This is a genomic window from Caballeronia sp. TF1N1 (assembly GCF_022878925.1).
In the GTDB taxonomy this organism is placed as follows: domain Bacteria; phylum Pseudomonadota; class Gammaproteobacteria; order Burkholderiales; family Burkholderiaceae; genus Caballeronia.
In genome coordinates, this window is the sequence record NZ_CP084626.1 from 957,956 (window position 1) to 974,990 (window position 17,035).

At 61.9% G+C, this 17,035-nt stretch carries 17 protein-coding genes and 1 pseudogene; 9 read left to right on the plus strand and 9 right to left on the minus strand.

All coding sequences use genetic code 11. From position 1 onward, the window contains the following. Positions 1-208: 208 nt before the first annotated feature. The gene (locus LDZ28_RS04400) at positions 209-1,648 is read left to right on the plus strand and encodes a PLP-dependent aminotransferase family protein (RefSeq protein ID WP_244827494.1); all 1,440 of its coding nucleotides are present in this window, start codon (positions 209-211) and stop codon (positions 1,646-1,648) included. Between the two features lie 53 nt (positions 1,649-1,701). Here LDZ28_RS04400 and LDZ28_RS04405 read toward each other — a convergent pair whose 3' ends face one another. Continuing rightward, a complete protein-coding gene (locus tag LDZ28_RS04405) occupies positions 1,702-2,274 on the minus strand; it encodes a Rhs element Vgr protein (protein WP_244827495.1) in 573 nt (190 codons plus the stop codon). 187 nt (positions 2,275-2,461) lie between these two features. Between LDZ28_RS04405 and htpG the strand changes: the two genes are divergently transcribed. Beyond that, positions 2,462-4,366, plus strand: a complete 1,905-nt coding sequence (gene htpG, locus LDZ28_RS04410; RefSeq protein WP_244827496.1) for a molecular chaperone HtpG — start codon at positions 2,462-2,464, stop codon at positions 4,364-4,366. A 180-nt stretch (positions 4,367-4,546) separates the two neighbouring features. On the opposite strand, the gene LDZ28_RS04415 is transcribed toward htpG, so the two are convergent. Continuing rightward, the gene (locus tag LDZ28_RS04415; protein ID WP_244827497.1) at positions 4,547-4,798 is read right to left on the minus strand and encodes a hypothetical protein; all 252 of its coding nucleotides are present in this window, start codon (positions 4,796-4,798) and stop codon (positions 4,547-4,549) included. A gap of 124 nt (positions 4,799-4,922) precedes the next feature. On the opposite strand from LDZ28_RS04415, the pseudogene LDZ28_RS04420 reads away from it, so the two are divergent. The 6 genes and pseudogenes from LDZ28_RS04420 to LDZ28_RS04445 all read left to right on the plus strand — a co-directional run bounded on the left by LDZ28_RS04420 (position 4,923) and on the right by LDZ28_RS04445 (position 10,191). Continuing rightward, positions 4,923-5,568 (plus strand): annotated as a pseudogene (locus tag LDZ28_RS04420) (chorismate lyase). Beyond that, the gene (locus tag LDZ28_RS04425) at positions 5,565-6,047 is read left to right on the plus strand and encodes a DNA-deoxyinosine glycosylase (RefSeq protein WP_244827498.1); all 483 of its coding nucleotides are present in this window, start codon (positions 5,565-5,567) and stop codon (positions 6,045-6,047) included. Before LDZ28_RS04420 ends, LDZ28_RS04425 begins: the two are co-directional and overlap by 4 nt. Continuing rightward, entirely contained in the window at positions 6,044-6,946 is a 903-nt protein-coding gene (locus tag LDZ28_RS04430; RefSeq protein ID WP_244827499.1) for a spermidine synthase, read from the plus strand. The genes LDZ28_RS04425 and LDZ28_RS04430 overlap by 4 nt, the downstream gene beginning before the upstream one ends. Before the next feature lie 259 nt (positions 6,947-7,205). Beyond that, entirely contained in the window at positions 7,206-7,463 is a 258-nt protein-coding gene (locus LDZ28_RS04435) for a DUF3311 domain-containing protein (RefSeq protein WP_244827500.1), read from the plus strand. Further along, positions 7,463-9,013, plus strand: coding sequence for a monocarboxylate uptake permease MctP (mctP, locus tag LDZ28_RS04440; RefSeq protein ID WP_244827999.1), 1,551 nt, complete (start codon positions 7,463-7,465; stop codon positions 9,011-9,013). Before LDZ28_RS04435 ends, mctP begins: the two co-directional genes overlap by 1 nt. Before the next feature lie 89 nt (positions 9,014-9,102). Continuing rightward, the gene (locus LDZ28_RS04445; RefSeq protein WP_244827501.1) at positions 9,103-10,191 is read left to right on the plus strand and encodes an FUSC family protein; all 1,089 of its coding nucleotides are present in this window, start codon (positions 9,103-9,105) and stop codon (positions 10,189-10,191) included. A gap of 34 nt (positions 10,192-10,225) precedes the next feature. Here LDZ28_RS04445 and LDZ28_RS04450 read toward each other — a convergent pair whose 3' ends face one another. From LDZ28_RS04450 to LDZ28_RS04480, 7 genes are all read right to left on the minus strand, one after another. Further along, complete coding sequence (locus LDZ28_RS04450; protein WP_244827502.1) at positions 10,226-10,660, minus strand: VOC family protein; 435 nt, start codon at positions 10,658-10,660, stop codon at positions 10,226-10,228. A 199-nt stretch (positions 10,661-10,859) separates the two neighbouring features. Beyond that, on the minus strand, positions 10,860-11,813 hold the full coding sequence (gene tal, locus LDZ28_RS04455; RefSeq protein ID WP_244827503.1) for a transaldolase: 954 nt from the start codon (positions 11,811-11,813) through the stop codon (positions 10,860-10,862). A 210-nt stretch (positions 11,814-12,023) separates the two neighbouring features. After that, on the minus strand, positions 12,024-12,329 hold the full coding sequence (locus tag LDZ28_RS04460) for an energy transducer TonB (RefSeq protein WP_244827504.1): 306 nt from the start codon (positions 12,327-12,329) through the stop codon (positions 12,024-12,026). 1 nt (position 12,330) lies between these two features. Further along, positions 12,331-13,533 carry a benzoate/H(+) symporter BenE family transporter gene (locus LDZ28_RS04465; RefSeq protein ID WP_244827505.1) on the minus strand — a complete coding sequence of 401 codons (1,203 nt, stop codon included), beginning with the start codon at positions 13,531-13,533 and terminating at the stop codon, positions 12,331-12,333. Positions 13,534-13,546: 13 nt separating this feature from the next. Further along, on the minus strand, positions 13,547-14,722 hold the full coding sequence (locus LDZ28_RS04470) for a VWA domain-containing protein (RefSeq protein WP_244827506.1): 1,176 nt from the start codon (positions 14,720-14,722) through the stop codon (positions 13,547-13,549). 25 nt (positions 14,723-14,747) lie between these two features. Beyond that, complete coding sequence (locus LDZ28_RS04475; RefSeq protein WP_244827507.1) at positions 14,748-15,338, minus strand: GNAT family N-acetyltransferase; 591 nt, start codon at positions 15,336-15,338, stop codon at positions 14,748-14,750. A 22-nt stretch (positions 15,339-15,360) separates the two neighbouring features. Beyond that, positions 15,361-16,203 carry a MoxR family ATPase gene (locus LDZ28_RS04480; protein ID WP_244827508.1) on the minus strand — a complete coding sequence of 281 codons (843 nt, stop codon included), beginning with the start codon at positions 16,201-16,203 and terminating at the stop codon, positions 15,361-15,363. A 397-nt stretch (positions 16,204-16,600) separates the two neighbouring features. Here LDZ28_RS04480 and LDZ28_RS04485 point away from each other — a divergent pair, with 397 nt between their 5' ends. Continuing rightward, complete coding sequence (locus LDZ28_RS04485) at positions 16,601-16,966, plus strand: c-type cytochrome (protein ID WP_061121774.1); 366 nt, start codon at positions 16,601-16,603, stop codon at positions 16,964-16,966. Positions 16,967-17,035: the final 69 nt, after the last annotated feature.

The following is a 17,035-nucleotide window of genomic DNA, read 5'->3' on the forward strand; positions in this document are numbered from 1 at the left end:
GTCAATACAGGGGCCGATAGCATAACCGCTCGCCCGCGCCGCCCGAAGCGCACGGTTAGGAAAGGATGCGCCATCCAGTGCAGCCCGAATGCAGAATGTAGCTGCTGCCACCAGAACAGTAACGGTACAATCGGCGGAATACTGTTCTGTACAGTTTCGAGCATTTTGAACACTTCGCCTGAACCGCATATCCGCCACGGAGGCCCGCATGTCCGTCCCGCTCGATCAGATTCCCGCTCCGCACGACGCCGCGCAGCTAACGCTCGTCGATCAGCTCGTGCAGTGGGGACGCCGCCGCATCGACGAACGGGTGTTCCGGCCGGGGATGCGCATGCCGTCCATCCGCAAGCTGGCGGTCGATAAAGGCGTGTCGCGCTTCACCGTGGTCGAGGCTTATGAGCGGCTCGTCGCGCACGGCTATCTCGATTCGCGGCGCGGGTCGGGCTTCTACGTGCGCGACCGTATCGTGGCCGTCGCGAGCCCGGCGCCGGAGCAGGCGCCCGTGCAGAACGCGATCGACGTGGTCTGGCTTCTGCGCAACATGCTGCACAGTTCGAGCCCCGAGAAGGGGCCGGGGCTCGGCTATCTGCCGAACCGGTGGCTCGACGGCGAGCTCATCACCAACGCGCTGCGCTCGATGAGCCGGATGTCCGGCGCGCAGATGCTCGGCATGGGCACGCCGCATGGTTTTCTGCCGCTGCGGCTGCAGTTGCAGACGCGTCTCGCGGAACTGGAGATCGGCGCGACCGAGCAGCAGATCGTGATGGTGTCGGGCATCACGCAGGCCATCGACCTGATTTCGCGCCTTTACGTCAAGCCGGGCGATGCGGTGATCGTCGGCGATCCCGCGTGGTTCCAGATGTTCGGCCGTTTCGCATCGCAGGGCGCGCGGCTCGTCGGCATGCCGTACACGCCGGATGGGCCCGATCTCGACGCGCTCGAATCGCTCGTCGCGACCTGGCGGCCGAAGATGCTGATCATCAACTCGGTGCTGCAGAACCCGACCGGCACGTCGCTCACGGCGGCGCAGGCGTTCCGCATCCTGCAACTCGCGCAGCAGTACGACTTCATGGTCATCGAGGACGATATTTACGGCGATCTGTGTGCGCCTTCGTATCCGGCAACGCGCCTTGCATCGCTCGATCAACTCAAGCGCGTGATCTTTCTCGGCAGCTTTTCGAAAACGCTCGCCGCGAATCTGCGCGTGGGTTATGTCGCGGCATCGGCGGAAGTGGCGAAGGCGCTCGCCGATCAGAAGATGCTCGTCGGCATGACGACGCCCGAACTCAACGAACGCGTGCTTTACAAGGTGTTGACCGAAGGGCATTACCGGCGGCACGTCGAACGGCTGCGCGGGCGGCTCGACGCCGTGCGTGACAAGACCGCCCGCATGCTGGAAAAGACCGGTCTGAAGCTGTTCACGACGCCATCGGCCGGCATGTTTCTTTGGGCCGACACGGGTGTCGATTCGGAAAGTCTCGCGGCGGCGGGGCACGAAGCCGGCTTTTTATTGACGCCGGGCAGCCTGTTTTCGCCGAATCAGTCGCCGACTACGTGGATGCGCTTCAACATCGCCAACTGCGGCGATCCGGCGTTGCCGGAGTTGCTGGCGAGTCATCGGGAAAAGACGGCGCGGCGGGGTTCCTAGGCGAGCGGCTTGGCTGAATGGTGTCGTGGAAAACCGCGCACCCCAGCGGCACGTCAACTCTCCCGACGCCGCCGTTTCCGAAGACGCGGCAAATGCCGCCGGTCCGATGGCGCATTCAAAAACCCCGCCAGCACGTGTTCGAAGAGCGCAAGCGCACCCGGCATCAACCGATACCGATGCTCATAGAGCCGCGCCTGTCCGCCGCAAAACTTAAGCGCGTAATAGTCGGCAAGCAGGTTGCCTTGCGCTTCCATGTTGTAGTCCGCGAGACCTTTGTCGGCCGCAAGCGCATAGCGATAAGGCAGACCGATACGAATCGCCCCGCGCAGCCTCACCCAATAGCCGAGCTGGAACTGCCACACATGCGTCATCTCGTGGATGAACCACATGCGCTCACCGAGGTCGCAGGCGGAGAAGTCGTGCTGGTAGCATGCGCGTGGAAAATAGAGGTTGCCGTTCGGCGCCATCGCGGTGTGTCGCGGTTGCAGTCCGAACGGCAGATAGCCGCGAGCGTGAACGCGGACCGTCGAATAATCGATCGAAGCGCCGAACACGCACCGCGCCAGCGCGATCTCACCGGGCGTGAGCGGCCGTGCGCGTATCAAGGGCTTCGGCGTGTGAAACATGGTCGGGCGATCGGTCGTGCTAAAGCGTCATCCTAACCGGCTTTTCACCGGCTCTTGAAATAGCCCGTCCCGCCCATATATCGGACGAATTCTGCGTGTGTTCGCGGCGCATGCCATGCAAGTGGCTTAAGATCGCACGCCGCGCATTCCGAACCGCATCTATAAAACTCAACCAGAGGACCCGACCATGGCGCAAGAAACCATGAGCTTTCAGGCGGAAGTGAAGCAGCTTCTGCAACTGATGATTCATTCGCTCTACAGCAACAAGGAAATCTTCCTGCGCGAGCTGATCTCGAACGCATCGGACGCGGCAGACAAGCTGCGCTTCGAGGCAATCGAAAACAGCGCGCTCTACGAGAACGATCCGGACCTGCGTATCCGCGTGTCGTTCGACAAGGCGGCGCGCACCGTCACCATCGACGACAACGGCATTGGCATGAGCCGCGAAGAAGCCATCTCGCATCTGGGCACGATCGCGCGCTCGGGCACGAAAGAGTTCTTCTCGAAGCTCTCCGGCGACCAGCAAAAGGACGCCGCGCTCATCGGACAATTCGGCGTGGGCTTTTACTCGGGCTTCATCGTCGCCGACAAGATCACGGTGGAATCGCGCCGCGCCGGTCTGCCGGCATCGGAAGGCGTGCGCTGGACGAGCGCGGGCGAAGGCGAGTTCGAAGTCGAGAATATCGAGCGCGCGCAACGCGGCACGACCATCACGCTGCATCTTCGTCCGGAAGAGGACGAACTGCTTTCGAGTCACAAGCTCAAGTCGATCATCCAGAAGTATTCGGATCACGTCGCGCTGCCCATCCTCATGAAGAAGGAAGAATGGGACGCCGAGAAGAGCGAGATGGTCGAGAAGGACGAAGACGAGACCGTCAATCAGGCAAGCGCGCTGTGGACGCGTAACAAGAGCGACATCACCGACGAGCAATACAAGCAGTTCTACCAGCATATTTCGCACGATCACGACGACCCGCTCGCGTGGACGCACAACCGCGTGGAAGGCCGCAGCGAATACACGCAACTGCTGTATGTGCCGAAGCACGCGCCGTTCGATCTGTGGAACCGTGAGCATCGCGGCGGCCTCAAGCTCTACGTGAAGCGCGTCTTCATCATGGACGATGCCGAGCAATTGCTGCCCGCGTATCTGCGCTTCGTGAAGGGCGTGGTCGATTCGGCCGATCTGCCGCTCAACGTCTCGCGCGAGATCCTGCAGGAAAGCCGCGACGTGAAGGCAATTCGCGAAGGCGTGAGCAAGCGCGTGCTGTCGATGCTGGAAGAAATCGCATCGTCATCGGCCGAAGCAACCGACGAAGCCGACCGAGAAAAGTACACGAATTTCTGGAAGGAATTCGGTCAGGTGCTGAAGGAAGGCATTGGCGAGGATTTCAGCAACCGGGATCGCATCGCGAAGCTGGTGCGTTTTGCGTCGACGCATAACGACTCCGACGTGCAAAACGTCTCGCTCGCCGATTACGTCTCGCGCATGAAGCCCGAGCAGACGAAGATCTATTACGTCACCGCGGACAGCTGGCAGGCCGCGAAGAACAGTCCGCATCTGGAAGTGTTTCGCAAGAAGGGCGTGGAAGTGCTGTTGCTGACGGATCGCGTCGACGAATGGATGCTGTCCTTCCTCAACGAATTCGACGGCAAGCCGCTGGCGAGCGTCGCGCGTGGCGACCTCGATCTGGGCGCGCTGAACGACGAGGAAAAGCAGCAGCAGGAAAAGGTCGGCGGGGAATTCAAGCCGCTCGTCGAGAAGATGAAGGAAGCGCTCGAAGGCAAGGCCAAGGACGTGCGCCTGACCTTCCGCCTGACCGACTCGCCGAGCTGTCTCGTGGCCGACGAAGGCGACATGAGCGGCTACCTGCAACGCATGCTGAAGGCAGCGGGGCAGAACGCACCGAAGATGGAGCCGATTCTCGAAGTGAACCCGGAACATCCGCTGGTGAAGGCGCTGCAGACCGATGGCGCGAATTTCGCGGATTGGTGTCATCTGCTGTTCGATCAGGCGTTGCTGGCCGAAGGCGGATCGCTGGAAGATCCGGCGAGTTTCGTGAAGCGGACGAATGCGTTGTTGTTGGCGCGTTGAGGTCGAGGGTTGGTTGTTGAGGTGAAGGACGCGCCGTTGGGGTTTCGACGGCGCGTTTTTTTGCGGCTACGACTTCTTGGCCCGCTCTGGCACGGAAGCGGACTAAAGCGTTGTCGTTAGCGCGCTTGAAGTCTCGACCTTTGGATGCGCGCTGCCGGAACGGACCGGCAGCGCGTATTTTTACTTGCGCTCCTTGTTGGACTGGGCGAGCACGGAAGCAGCTAGCGTCTTCGTTTCCTTCGAATACTTCGCGCTTTTCAGCACTTCGCTTGCCTTGTGCTCCATCGCGCCGCTTGTTTGCTTCGCGCTATGGGCCTGTGATAGAGCCGACGCGGCAAGACTCTTTTTGATCTCCGATGCTTTCGGATCATGAAGCGTCTCGGATGCCAAATGCGCCACCTTGTTCGACGTCTGCTTTGTGTTTTTAGACATTTAGATATCCTTTTATAAATGCGCTGATCGTGAAATCCACGGTCTGCAATTCAGTGTGCTGCGTTGCGCGCCGCCATTCCATACGATTTGTCCGAAGGGCAAGCACGGTTTTATAATCAACGCCATGCTGACCTGCACCGATCCCGTCGACCGCCATTGGCGCAGCGCGCCGCTCGCATCGCTTACGAGGCATCAAAAAGACTGGCTCACACGCGGCGGCTCCCTGACCGCGCACTTGCGCGCTAGGACAAGTCACTGTGGAAGTGACGCGCGAATGCGTCGCCGCGCCGTGGCTTGACGAATGGCAAGCGCTCGGCGTCACGCCGCGCACGCCGGTGTGGACGCGCGAAGTCGCGTTGAAGGTCGATGGCGTCGCAGTTGTAGTCGCGCACAGCATCGTCGCGCTGTCGCACAGCACGGGCATCTGGCAATCGATGCGCCGCCTGCGCACCCGCCCGCTCGCCGAACTTCTCTACAGCGACAGCAGCGTGTCCCGTTCCGTACTCGCAAGCCGCGTCGTCACCGCGCGGCATCCGCTGCATGCGCTGGCCTTGCGCGAAACGCCGCCCGGACATGCCCTGCACGCGCGCCGCTCGGTATTCCTGCGCCACGGCGCGCCGCTCATGGTCACCGAATGCATGCTCGATGCGCTCTGGGCCCGGCTCGCGGAATCGGCGAGACCGCGGGGTGTTCATCATCGTGAGCATGCGCGGGCGTTCGAGCACCTGAGTTCGCATGCGAAGCGCGTCGCGGACGAGAAAGCCCGATGACGCTGACCGGATTCGCGCCCGTGGCCGACCGCGCCACGCATACGCTGATTCTCGGCAGCTTTCCGGGCGTCGCATCGCTGACGGCGACGCAGTACTACGCGCATCCGCGCAATCAATTCTGGCGGCTCGTGGGCGCGGTGATCGGCGAACCGCTGCATGAATTCAGCTACGAGGAACGTCTGCAACGCCTGCTCGTTCATCGGATCGGCTTATGGGACGTGCTCGCCGCATGCGAGCGCCAGGGCAGCCTCGACAGCGCAATCCGCAACGCCGCCGCAAACGACTTCGACGCATTTCACACGCGCTTTCCCGCGCTCGGGAAAGTCTGCTTCAACGGCAAGACTTCGGGCCGCTTCGAAGCGCAGGCGAGCGCCGCGGGTTACGCGACGCTCGTGCTGCCTTCGTCGAGCGCGGCCAATGCTATGCTCTCGTTCGACCAAAAACTGCGCGTCTGGCGCGACATTCTCAGCACACAATGAAGAATCTGATCAAGCGCGCATCCGCCGAAGCACGCGCGTTCGGCCGCAACAAGGACGCGGCGAAACAGGACCGCCGCCGCATCAAGGGCGATGACGACGATCTCGCCAACGCGCCGCGCATCGACGCGCCGCGTAAGCCGCGCTTCGCGCCCGTGACGTTCTCGGAAGAGGGCGGCGTGCGTTATCTGCACTTCGGCACTGAATGGATCCAGGGCGCGATGCGCATCAAAAAGCCCGATCACCTCGAACTCGAATACGCGCAGCAGATGATGGCGTGGCTGCTTTTCATCGAGACGCCGGCGCGCATCGTGCAACTCGGGCTCGGCTCGGCCGCGCTCACCAAGTTCTGCTATCGCTTCCTGAAACGCGCGCAAGTCGAAGCGGTCGAGTTGAATCCGGCGGTCGTGATCGCCGCGCGCGCCATGTTCGAGCTTCCGTACGACGACGCGCGCCTCACCGTCACCGAACGCGACGCGTGGGAGTTCGTCAACGACCGCGCGAACCACGGCACCATCGGTGCGCTGCAGATCGATATCTACGACGCCAGCGCGCGCGGTCCCGTGCTCGACAGCGTGTCGTTCTATCGCGCGTGCCGGGCGTGTCTCACGCCGGATGCGGGCGTCGTCACGATCAACCTGTTCGGCGATCACCCGAGCTTCGTGCGCAACATGCGGCATCTGAACGAGGCATTCGCCCATCGCGTGATCGCGCTGCCGGAAGTACACGACGGCAACCGTATTGCGCTCGCCTTCGCCGGTCCCACGCTCGACGTGCCGTTCGCCGCGCTCGAAGCCCGCGCCAGGCTGATCGAAGCGCAACTCGGCCTGCCCGCGCGCAAGTGGGTAAAAGGCCTGGCCGAAATCGCGAAGCTGCCGATGACCGGTTCGTTCACCATCTGATCCTCGGATCCGCTCCAGCCAATCCAGCCAATCCAGGCAGGCCATCCCGGCGATTTTTACGATCTCATTTCTTATCAGGGGATTAGTCGGGATTCCCCCTGCTTGACCCGCGTTTTTCGGTCCATATACTCCTCCTGTTATTTCGGGGCGCTTTCAGCGGCGTGCCATGCAAGATGGCAACCGGCCTTTCGAGCGAGCGACCGACCGTCCTCGCCTGGCCGCGCCCAAAGCGAATGCTCAAAACAATAGGGAGACCGTCATGGCTCACGAAGCTGCGACCGGCACAGGACAACCACGCAACAAGCATTGGCTCTGGCTTCTGATCCTTCCGTGGATCGGCGTGGTTTGGGTGCCGTTTTACAACAAGATCGAGCCGGTTCTGTGGGGCTTTCCGTTTTTTTACTGGTATCAGTTGCTGTGGGTGCTGATCAGCGCGGTCATCACGGCCGTCGTCTATAAGAAGACCAAGGCGCTGTCCTCGGGTCGTGCCACGCCCCGACAAGGAGCCCCGCGATGATGAATCTCACCGCGACTTTCGTCTTCGTCCTGTTCTTCGTCGGCGTGACGATTCTCGGCTTCATCGCCGCGCACTGGCGCAAGGGCGATCTCGGCCAGCTCGACGAATGGGGCTTGGGCGGCCGGCGCTTCGGAACCGTCGTCACGTGGTTCCTGCTCGGCGGCGATCTCTACACCGCGTACACCTTCGTGGCCGTGCCGGCGCTCGTGTTCGGCGCGGGCGCGACGGGCTTCTTCGCGCTGCCTTACACCATCCTGATCTATCCGTTCGCCTTCGTCGTGTTTCCGAAGCTGTGGAGTATCGCGAAGCGGCACGGCTACGTAACCGCCGCCGACTTCGTGCATGCACGCTACAACAGCCGCATGCTCGCGCTGGCGATCGCCGTGACGGGTATCGTCGCGACCATGCCGTATATCGCGTTGCAACTCGTGGGCATCGAAGTGGTGATCGGCGCGCTCGGCTTTTCGACACAAGGGTTGCTCGGCGACATGCCGCTCATCATCGCGTTCGCGATTCTCGCGGCCTACACGTACACCTCGGGCCTGCGCGCGCCCGCGATGATCGCCGTGGTGAAGGACGTCCTGATCTACATCACCATCATCGCCGCGATGATCATCATTCCCGCGCAGCTCGGCGGCTTCGGGCACATCTTCGGGGTCGTGCCGCCCGCCAAGCTGCTCTTGAAGGCGCCCGATACCGCGAGCCTCAACGGCTACAGCGCGTACGCGACGCTTGCGGTGGGTTCGGCGCTCGCGCTGTTCCTGTATCCGCACTCGGTGACGGCGATTCTTTCGTCGAACTCAGGCAACACCATTCGCCGCAACATGGCACTGTTGCCCGCGTACTCGCTCGTGCTCGGGCTGCTCGCGCTGCTCGGCTACATGGCGCTTGCCTCGGGCGTGAAGGACATGCCGGAATACGCGTCGTACTTCAAGGCCTATGGCGCGAACTTCGCCGTGCCGGCGCTCTTTCTGCATTACTTCCCGTCGTGGTTCGTGGGCGTGGCGTTCGCGGCCATCGGCATCGGCGCGCTGGTGCCCGCGGCGATCATGTCGATCGCGGCGGCCAACCTCTACACGCGCAATGTGCATCGCGAGTTCGTCAACCGGTCGATGACGCCCGAGCAGGAAACCAACGTCGCCAAGCTCGTCTCGCTGATCGTGAAAGTGGGCGCGGTGGTGTTCATTCTCGCGCTGCCGCTCACTTATGCCATCCAGTTGCAACTGCTCGGCGGCATCTGGATCATCCAGACGCTTCCCGCGCTCGTGCTCGGTCTCTATACGCGCGTGCTGGATCATCGCGGTTTGCTGATCGGCTGGGCGGTGGGTATCGGCACGGGTACGTGGATGGCCGTGTCGCTGCAGCTCAAGGGCTCGATCTTCACGGTGCATATGTTCGGCTACGCCGTGCCGGGCTATGCGGCGGTGTGGGCGTTGATCGTCAATCTCGTGGTGTCCATCGTCGTGAGCCTGCTGGTACGCGCGCTCGGCCTCAAACGTTCGGATGACCGTACACGTCCGGAAGATTATCTGGACATCGTGGAAGGTTGATCGCGCGATTCCTCCGCGTTTGATACCCTGAACGCCCGTAACCGCCTTCCGGCTGTTGCGGGCGTTTCGACTTCGGACCACGAGCGACCATGCCCTTACAGACTTCCGTGTCACCCCGGCGCATGCAGGCAAGGCGGCTCATGCACGGGCTCGCTTCGCCGTATTTTCGATACCGGCATGCGAACGTGATCCACGCGGTGCGCGTCGCGCTCGGCATGGCAACCTCGTTTCTGGTGACGACCGGCATCAACGTGCCGCATGGCGTGTGGGCGTCGGTGTCGCTGCTGGTCGTGATCGGCGGCTTGCAGCACTACGGCAATATCCGCAAGAAAGCGGTCGAACGGGCACTGGGTACGGCGCTCGGCGCGGGCATCGGCCTCTTTCTAATCCTCGTGCATGCGCTGTTCGGCTCGCTCCTGCTGTTTTTCTTTCTAATGTCCCTGTTCGCGGGCGCGTGCGCCTACTACGCAATCGGCAAGGCGGGCTATGTCGCGCTGCTGACCGCGATCACAATGGTCATCGTCTCCGGTCATGGCGATCTTTCCTTCGATGTCGGGCTGTGGCGCACGGCCAATGTGATGATCGGCATTGCCATCGCGCTGGCGTTCTCGTTCGTGCTGCCGCAGTACGCAACGTATTCGTGGCGCTATCGGCTGGCGGACAACCTGCGCGAATGCGCGCGGCTTTACGGCACATTGCTCGATGGCAAGCCGCTGTTGCCCGAGGAAACCACGCGGCGCTTGCTCGCGATGAGCCAGCGTCTCGTGCAGGCGCGCGGCTTGATGGAATCGGTCGCAAAGGAAACACATGTGCCAATTGCGCGGCTAGAGGAGATTCAGCGCCTGCATCGTTCGATCCTGGCGGCGCTGGAGATGCTGGCTTCGTCGGCGGTGGAGAATTTCGGCATCGACTGCACGCCGCGTGAGCAGGAGGCGCGGCACAAGCTGCTGCGCATGTCGCGCGCGCTGCGTTTCGGGCGCGTGGGTCTTTTGCACCGACGCGTGGACCTGACCGTATTCACGCCGATGCCAGGAGAAGCGAACGAAAGGGATTTATCGACGCAGGGCATGCACTGGCTCGCCATGCGTTTTGCGGAGCAGGTGGAACGCCTGCGCTTGCGACTGAGTGAGATCGAGCGGCAGTGGAACATAGAAGGCGCACGGCCGCTCAACGATTGACTGTGCTCGTCTCGCGCCTTCAGTGAGTGAGCTGTCACGCCTGCGCGGGTGCTTCCTCGGTGGTATTGACCACGTTGATGAGCCAGGGCACGCCAAAACGATCCTTCAGCATGCCGAAGCCTGCCGTGAAGAACGTGGCCTGCCACGGGGTCAGCACTTCGCCGCCTACGACGAGCTGGTTGAACATGCGCTCGCCGGAAGCCGCGTCGTCGGCGGCGATGGACAGCGTGAAGCCCTGATAAGCCTTCGACGGCTGACCGAACTGGCCGTCCGACACCATGATGGCGTTAGGTCCCACGCTGAAGAGCGCGTGCATGACCTTGTCCTGCCATTCGGGCGGAACGCTCGCGCTGTCGGGCGTGTCGCGAAAGCGGATCAGCGCATGAATCTCCGCGCCGAGTGCGGTTTGGTAGAGAGCGAGCGCGTCCGCGCAGTCGCCGTTGAAGAACACATAAGTATCGAGTTGCATGACTGACTTTTTAAGCTCTTACGTTTTGCCTCAGAGCCTCGCAGTCTATTGCAACGCGCGTTTATGGAAACTGGGAAAAGGTCAATTTAGGTCAAAATAAACGGGAATAGTGCGTTTACAGAAACACTGACCCATGACAACAAAATGGCGCAGTGTGAGTGCGCCATTTTGTTGTACTGCATGCGGGGAAGCGCCCGGCTTATTGAAGCGCGGTAATCAGCTTTTCGAGCTTTATTGCATCGGCAGCGAACGCGCGGATACCTTCCGCGAGTTTTTCGGTGGCCATGGCGTCGTCGTTGACGAGGAAGCGGAAGGTCGGCTCATCGACGCTGATCTTCTCGACGTTCTCGTTCTTGACCGAATCCGCGGAGAGCTTGCGCTCCACCTTCTCGTCGCTGTCGGCGAGTTTCTTCAGGAGATCGGGGCTGATGGTCAAAAGATCGCAACCCGCGAGTTCCGTGATCTGGCTCACCGTGCGGAAACTCGCGCCCATGACTTCCGTCTTGTAGCCGAACTTTTTGTAGTACGCGTAGATGCGGCGCACCGACTGCACGCCCGGATCGTTCGCGCCGCCCATTTTCGCTTCGTCCCATTCGGCGCCCGCGGACTTCTTGTACCAGTCGTAGATGCGGCCGACGAACGGCGAGATCAGTTGCGCACCGGCTTCCGCGCACGCGACGGCTTGCGCCAGCGAGAACAAGAGCGTCATGTTGCAGTGGATGCCTTCCTTTTGCAGCACCTCGGCCGCGCGGATTCCTTCCCACGTGGACGCCAGCTTGATCAGCACGCGGTCCTTCGAGATGCCCGCTGCGTCGTACAGCTTGATGATTTCGTGTGCCTTGTCGATCGAGCCTTTGGTGTCGAACGAAAGGCGTGCGTCGACTTCGGTCGATACGCGGCCCGGAATGATCTTCAGAATCTCGGTGCCGAACGCGACGAGCAGATTGTCGATGATCTGACCCATCGGCTTGTCCTTGTGCTCCTTGACGGTCTTCTCGAGCAGCGGCTTGTAGTCGTCCTTCTGCACGGCCTTCAGGATCAGCGACGGATTGGTCGTGGCGTCCTGCGGCTTGAACGCGACGAATTGCTGGAAGTCGCCGGTATCGGCGACGACGGTGGTGTATTGCTTGAGCTGGTCGAGAGCGGATGTCATGTCGAGTTGTCGGCGCAATGCGCCTTGTCAATTGCGGTGGCCCGCGGTTTGCCCTTGAACGCGACGCCGCATGCGATGCTTCGGCTGCGGCGCGCCCCTGATTTCTGACTTCATCATTCTAGTCCCGCGCACGGGTTTCACGCTTGAAAGCGCGCACGCGGCATGCCCGGCTTCGACCGGAGCTGCACGGCGCGGTTCCTTACAGCGCGGTCACTCGATGCTGTACGCCAGCTCGTGCCAGCGCCGCACCGTGCCTGAACCGATCTGCCCGCGTGGAAAGCGCATGGCGCGTACTTCCTTGAGGGCGCGCGCGTCCTTGGTCGTATCGCCGCAACTTTTTTTGAGCACGACATCCTGGACGGTGCCGGTGTCGTCGAGCAGGACGCGAACGATCGTCTTGCGCTTTGTCGCGCCGGCGGAGATGCCGCGCGCCAGTAATTTGTCGATCAGAGACATGACGGTGATGCAGAAGTAGTTGCAATGTCTCGGCCAGATAATGCCGGCCGATACCGTCATTTTAGGCGCTCGGCCGGCGCGCATTAAGGATCAGATGCGTCACGACGCCCGCGATTAAACCCCAGAATGCGGAGCCGATCGACAGCAGGGTCAGCCCGGAAACCGTCACCATGAACGTGACGAGCGCCGGCTCGCGCTGGCGCACGTCGTGCATGGCGTTGGCGAGCCCGCTCATGATCGAACCGAAAAGCGCGAGCGCCGCGACCGAAACGACCAGCGCTTTCGGGAACGCCGCGAACAGCGCCGCGATGGTCGCACCGAACGTGCCCGCGACGAGATAGAAGACGCCGCACCAGACCGCCGCCGTATAACGCTTGTCGCGATTTTCATGCGCTTCGCGGCCGGTGCAGATAGCGGCTGTGATCGCCGCGAGATTGACGCCGTGCGAGCCGAACGGCGCGAGCAGCAAGGAAGCGATGCCGGTGGTCGAAATGAGCGGCGCGGAAGGCGTGTCGTAGCCGTCGGCGCGCAAGACGGCGATGCCCGGCACGTTTTGCGAGGCCATCGCCACGATGAAGAGCGGAATGCCGATGCTCACGATTGCCGAGACGGAGAACGACGGCATCGTGAAAACGGGGTGTGCGAGCGCCACATGGAAGCGCGAAAAGTCGAGCAGTCCGAGCGAACCCGCGACGGCGATTCCGGCGATGAGCGTCGCCGGAATGGCGTAACGCGGCGCCAGGCGCTTGGCGATGAGGTACGTGAAGAACATCACCAGCACGAGCGCCGTCTGCATTTGCGCCGCTCGAAAAATCTCGATGCCGATTTCGAACAGAATGCCCGCAAGCAAGGCTGCGGCGATGCCCGACGGAATGCGCTTCATGAGCGTGTCGAACCAGCCCGTCACGCCGACCGCGGTCAGGAGCACCGCGCACACGATGAACGCCCCGATCGCCTCGCCATACGCCACGTTCGGCAGCGACGAGATGAGCAAGGCCGCGCCCGGCGTCGACCACGCGACGACGATAGGCGCGCGATAGCGCAGCGACAAGCCGATCGTGCACAGCGCCATGCCGATGGAAAGCGCCCAGATCCACGACGAAATCTGCGCGTCCGACAGATGCGCGGCCTGGCCTGCCTGGAACATCAGCACGAGCGAACTGGTGTAGCCGGTCATCATCGCGACGAAGCCGGCGACGATGGCGGAAAGGGAGGTATCGGCAAGCGGGCGAAGCGGGGCGGGCGTGGAGGAAGAGACGTTCATGCGTGGTGGATGGTTATTTGGACAGCGCGCGCATCGCGCTTTCAAGGCCTGCCATGGTGAGCGCGTACATGCGGTTGCCGAGGACATGGCGGATCGCGGAAACGGACTGGCGATATTCCCACAGCCGCTCGGGCTCCGGGTTCAGCCACGCATGATGCGGGAACTGATCGGCAAGACGCCGCAGCCACACCGCGCCGGCTTCGGCGTTGTTGTATTCGACCGAGCCGCCCGGTTGCAGCACTTCGTAGGGACTCATGGTGGCGTCGCCGACGAAGATCAGCTTGTAGTCCGGCGTGAACTTGTGCAGCACGTCGAAGGTCGGCGTGCGTTCGGCATGCCGGCGCCGATTGTTCTTCCACAGATAGTCGTACACACAGTTGTGGAAGTAAAAGAACTCGAGATGCTTGAACTCGGCCTTCGCCGCCGAAAAAAGCTCTTCGACGCGCTTGATGTGATCGTCCATGGAGCCGCCGACATCGAGCAGCATCAGCACTTTCACTTTGTTGTGGCGCTCCGGCACCATCTTCAAATCGAGCCAACCGGCGTTGGCTGCCGTGCTGCGAATGGTGTCGGGCAAATCGAGTTCGTCCGCCGCGCCTTCGCGCGCGAAGCGGCGCAAGCGTCGCAAGGCGACCTTGATGTTGCGCGTGCCGATTTCCACCTGATCGTCGTAATCGGCATAGGCGCGCTCGTTCCACACCTTGACGGCGCTGCGCTCGCCGGGCGAATCGCCGCCAATGCGGATGCCTTCCGGGTTGTATCCGCCATGTCCGAATGGCGACGTGCCGCCCGTGCCGATCCACTTGTTGCCGCCTTCGTGGCGGTCCTTTTGCTCGTCGAGCAGTTCCTTCAGGCGCTCCATTAGCTTGTCGATACCGCCCATTGCCTCGATGCGCTTTTTCTCTTCCGGCGTGAAGTCGCGTTCGAGCCGCTTCTTGAGCCAGTCGAGCGGAACCTCGAAGGCTTCGTCGGGCAATTCGGTGATGCCATGAAAGTACGCGCCGAACGCGCGGTCGAACTTGTCGAAGTACTTCTCGTCCTTGACGAGCGCCATGCGCGCGAGGAAATAGAACTCGTCGAGCGAGGGCGAGATGACCTGGGCCTTCAGCGCTTCGAGCAAGGTCAGGTATTCCTTGACCGAGACGGGCAGCTTCGCGTCGCGCAGCGAGTAGAAAAAGTCGATCAGCATGGCGCGCTCTCCATAGCGAGGTGAATCAGCGGTCGAGCCGATACTTCAGATGCGCGCGCACCGCGGGCCATTCCGACTGAATGATCGAGAACACGACGGTATCGCGCAACACGCCGTCGCGTCCTATCTGATGGTTGCGCAGAATGCCGTCCTGCTTCGCGCCAAGCCCCGCAATGGCTGCACGCGAGCGGTGATTCATGAAATGCGTGCGGAACTCGACGGCGATCGCATCGAGCCTTTCGAAGGCATGCGTGAGCAGGAGCAGCTTGGCTTCGGTGTTGAGCGCGGTGCGCTGCACGCGCTTTGCATACCACGTATGGCCGATTTCCAGCCGCCGATGCGTTTCGTCGACCGCGAAATAGCGCGTGGAACCGACGACATCGCCGGTCTTCGCATCGATCACCGCGAAGGGATGCGCGCCAAGACGGTCGCGCATGTCGAGCGCCGTGTCGATATATGCGCGCGTCTTGTCGGGCGAGGGCACGAAGGTGTACCAGAGTTTCCACAACTCGCCGTCGGAAGCAGCGGCCGTGAGCGCGGCTTCATGTTCGACGGTGAGCGGCACGAGCTTGACGTGCTCGCCTTCGAGCGTGACGGGTTCGATCCAGCGGCTCATGCGTGCTTTTTCCAAGACTTGGTTAGCGGTTGTTGCGGTTCATGAACAGAAGCCGCTCGAATAGCGCGACGTCCTGTTCGTTCTTCAGAAGCGCGCCGTGCAGCGGCGGCACGATCTGCTTTTGATCAGTCGAGCGCAGCGCTTCAGGCGGGATGTCGTCGGCGAGAAGCAGCTTCAGCCAGTCGAGCAGCTCGGAGGTGGACGGCTTTTTCTTCAGGCCCGACACGTTGCGCAGTTCGAAGAAACTCTGCATCGCGGCGGCGAGCAACTCCTGCTTGATGTCCGGGTAATGCACTTCGACGATTTCTTTCATCGTCTGCGCATCCGGGAACTTGATGTAGTGGAAGAAGCAGCGGCGCAGGAACGCGTCGGGCAGTTCCTTCTCATTGTTCGACGTGATGATGACGAGCGGCCGATGCCGCGCCTTCACGAGTTCCCGCGTCTCGTAGACATAGAACTCCATGCGGTCGAGTTCGCGCAGCAGGTCGTTCGGAAACTCGATATCGGCCTTGTCGATCTCATCAATCAGGAGCACCGTCTGTCGATCCGCTTCGAAGGCCTGCCACAGCACGCCCTTGACGATGTAGTTGCGGATGTCCTTCACGCGCTCGTCGCCGAGTTGCGAGTCGCGCAGGCGCGAGACGGCGTCGTATTCGTAGAGGCCTTGCTGGGCCTTGGTGGTCGACTTGATATGCCATTGCAGGAGCGGCATGCCGAGCGCGCTTGCCACTTCCTCGGCAAGCATGGTCTTGCCGGTGCCGGGTTCACCCTTGATGAGGAGCGGGCGTTGCAGCGTCACCGCGGCGTTCACCGCGAGTTTGAGGTCGTCGGTCGCGACGTATTGCGATGAGCCTTCGAAACGCATGACGAAGTCCGGTGAGGAAAAAAATCCCAGTATAAGTCAGAAGACCTTTTGGCATCGGGGCTTGCCGGGGTATCGTGTGAGCCGCTTCAGGCACGCCGGAGCACGCGCGCCGGCCCTGCATCCGAAGTCGGGCGAAGTCAATCGGAATGTTTGTGCAGGGACCAATTGTCGCAGGCGGGTTGGCTGCTTTTCAGCCGATTCCCCTTGTCAGCAGGGCTTTCGCGCGATCTCCCCTTGTGGACGGTGGGGAGGTCGCGCGGTACAATTAGCCCGATTTTTTTGGCCTGCGTGGCTAAATAGCGAAAACAGTCCCGAGAAGGTTGTGATGCGCTCGGCGCGGCCTTGGCCCCAAGCGGTAGAAGCGCGCCGGATTTCCCCTCATGCTAGGTTAGAAGCTATGAACAATTTTGTCGGCAAATGTGCCGTGATTGCAGCGCTGTCGGGTCTTGCCGGCTTCGCGACCCAGGCGTCGGCCGACGTCGTGGGCAACGCAAAGGCCGCTGAGGGCAAGGTCGCGATGTGCATCGGCTGCCACGGCATACCCGGCTATCGCACGGCGTATCCCGAAGTTTATGAAGTGCCCATGCTCGGCGGCCAGAACGCGCAGTACATCGCCAACGCGCTGCATGCCTACAAGAAGGGCGACCGCCACTTCGACACCATGCGCGCCATCGCGACTACCTTGTCCGATCAGGACATCGCCGATATTGCCGCGTACTACGCCGCGCAAACTCCCCAATCGAAGAACAATCCCGACAAGTGATCCGTGCTTTTTAGCGTTTGACTCGATGCGACGCGCGCGCACTCATGCGCCGACGCCGATACGGCAATC

Coding starts and splice junctions, on each gene's coding strand:
- LDZ28_RS04400 (WP_244827494.1), top strand. CDS start 209: ATGTCCGTCCCGCTCGATCAGATTCCCGCTCCGCACGACGCCGCGCAG.
- LDZ28_RS04405 (WP_244827495.1), bottom strand. CDS start 2,274: ATGTTTCACACGCCGAAGCCCTTGATACGCGCACGGCCGCTCACGCCC.
- htpG (WP_244827496.1), top strand. CDS start 2,462: ATGGCGCAAGAAACCATGAGCTTTCAGGCGGAAGTGAAGCAGCTTCTG.
- LDZ28_RS04415 (WP_244827497.1), bottom strand. CDS start 4,798: ATGTCTAAAAACACAAAGCAGACGTCGAACAAGGTGGCGCATTTGGCA.
- LDZ28_RS04425 (WP_244827498.1), top strand. CDS start 5,565: ATGACGCTGACCGGATTCGCGCCCGTGGCCGACCGCGCCACGCATACG.
- LDZ28_RS04430 (WP_244827499.1), top strand. CDS start 6,044: ATGAAGAATCTGATCAAGCGCGCATCCGCCGAAGCACGCGCGTTCGGC.
- LDZ28_RS04435 (WP_244827500.1), top strand. CDS start 7,206: ATGGCTCACGAAGCTGCGACCGGCACAGGACAACCACGCAACAAGCAT.
- mctP (WP_244827999.1), top strand. CDS start 7,463: ATGAATCTCACCGCGACTTTCGTCTTCGTCCTGTTCTTCGTCGGCGTG.
- LDZ28_RS04445 (WP_244827501.1), top strand. CDS start 9,103: ATGCCCTTACAGACTTCCGTGTCACCCCGGCGCATGCAGGCAAGGCGG.
- LDZ28_RS04450 (WP_244827502.1), bottom strand. CDS start 10,660: ATGCAACTCGATACTTATGTGTTCTTCAACGGCGACTGCGCGGACGCG.
- tal (WP_244827503.1), bottom strand. CDS start 11,813: ATGACATCCGCTCTCGACCAGCTCAAGCAATACACCACCGTCGTCGCC.
- LDZ28_RS04460 (WP_244827504.1), bottom strand. CDS start 12,329: ATGACGGTATCGGCCGGCATTATCTGGCCGAGACATTGCAACTACTTC.
- LDZ28_RS04465 (WP_244827505.1), bottom strand. CDS start 13,533: ATGAACGTCTCTTCCTCCACGCCCGCCCCGCTTCGCCCGCTTGCCGAT.
- LDZ28_RS04470 (WP_244827506.1), bottom strand. CDS start 14,722: ATGCTGATCGACTTTTTCTACTCGCTGCGCGACGCGAAGCTGCCCGTC.
- LDZ28_RS04475 (WP_244827507.1), bottom strand. CDS start 15,338: ATGAGCCGCTGGATCGAACCCGTCACGCTCGAAGGCGAGCACGTCAAG.
- LDZ28_RS04480 (WP_244827508.1), bottom strand. CDS start 16,203: ATGCGTTTCGAAGGCTCATCGCAATACGTCGCGACCGACGACCTCAAA.
- LDZ28_RS04485 (WP_061121774.1), top strand. CDS start 16,601: ATGAACAATTTTGTCGGCAAATGTGCCGTGATTGCAGCGCTGTCGGGT.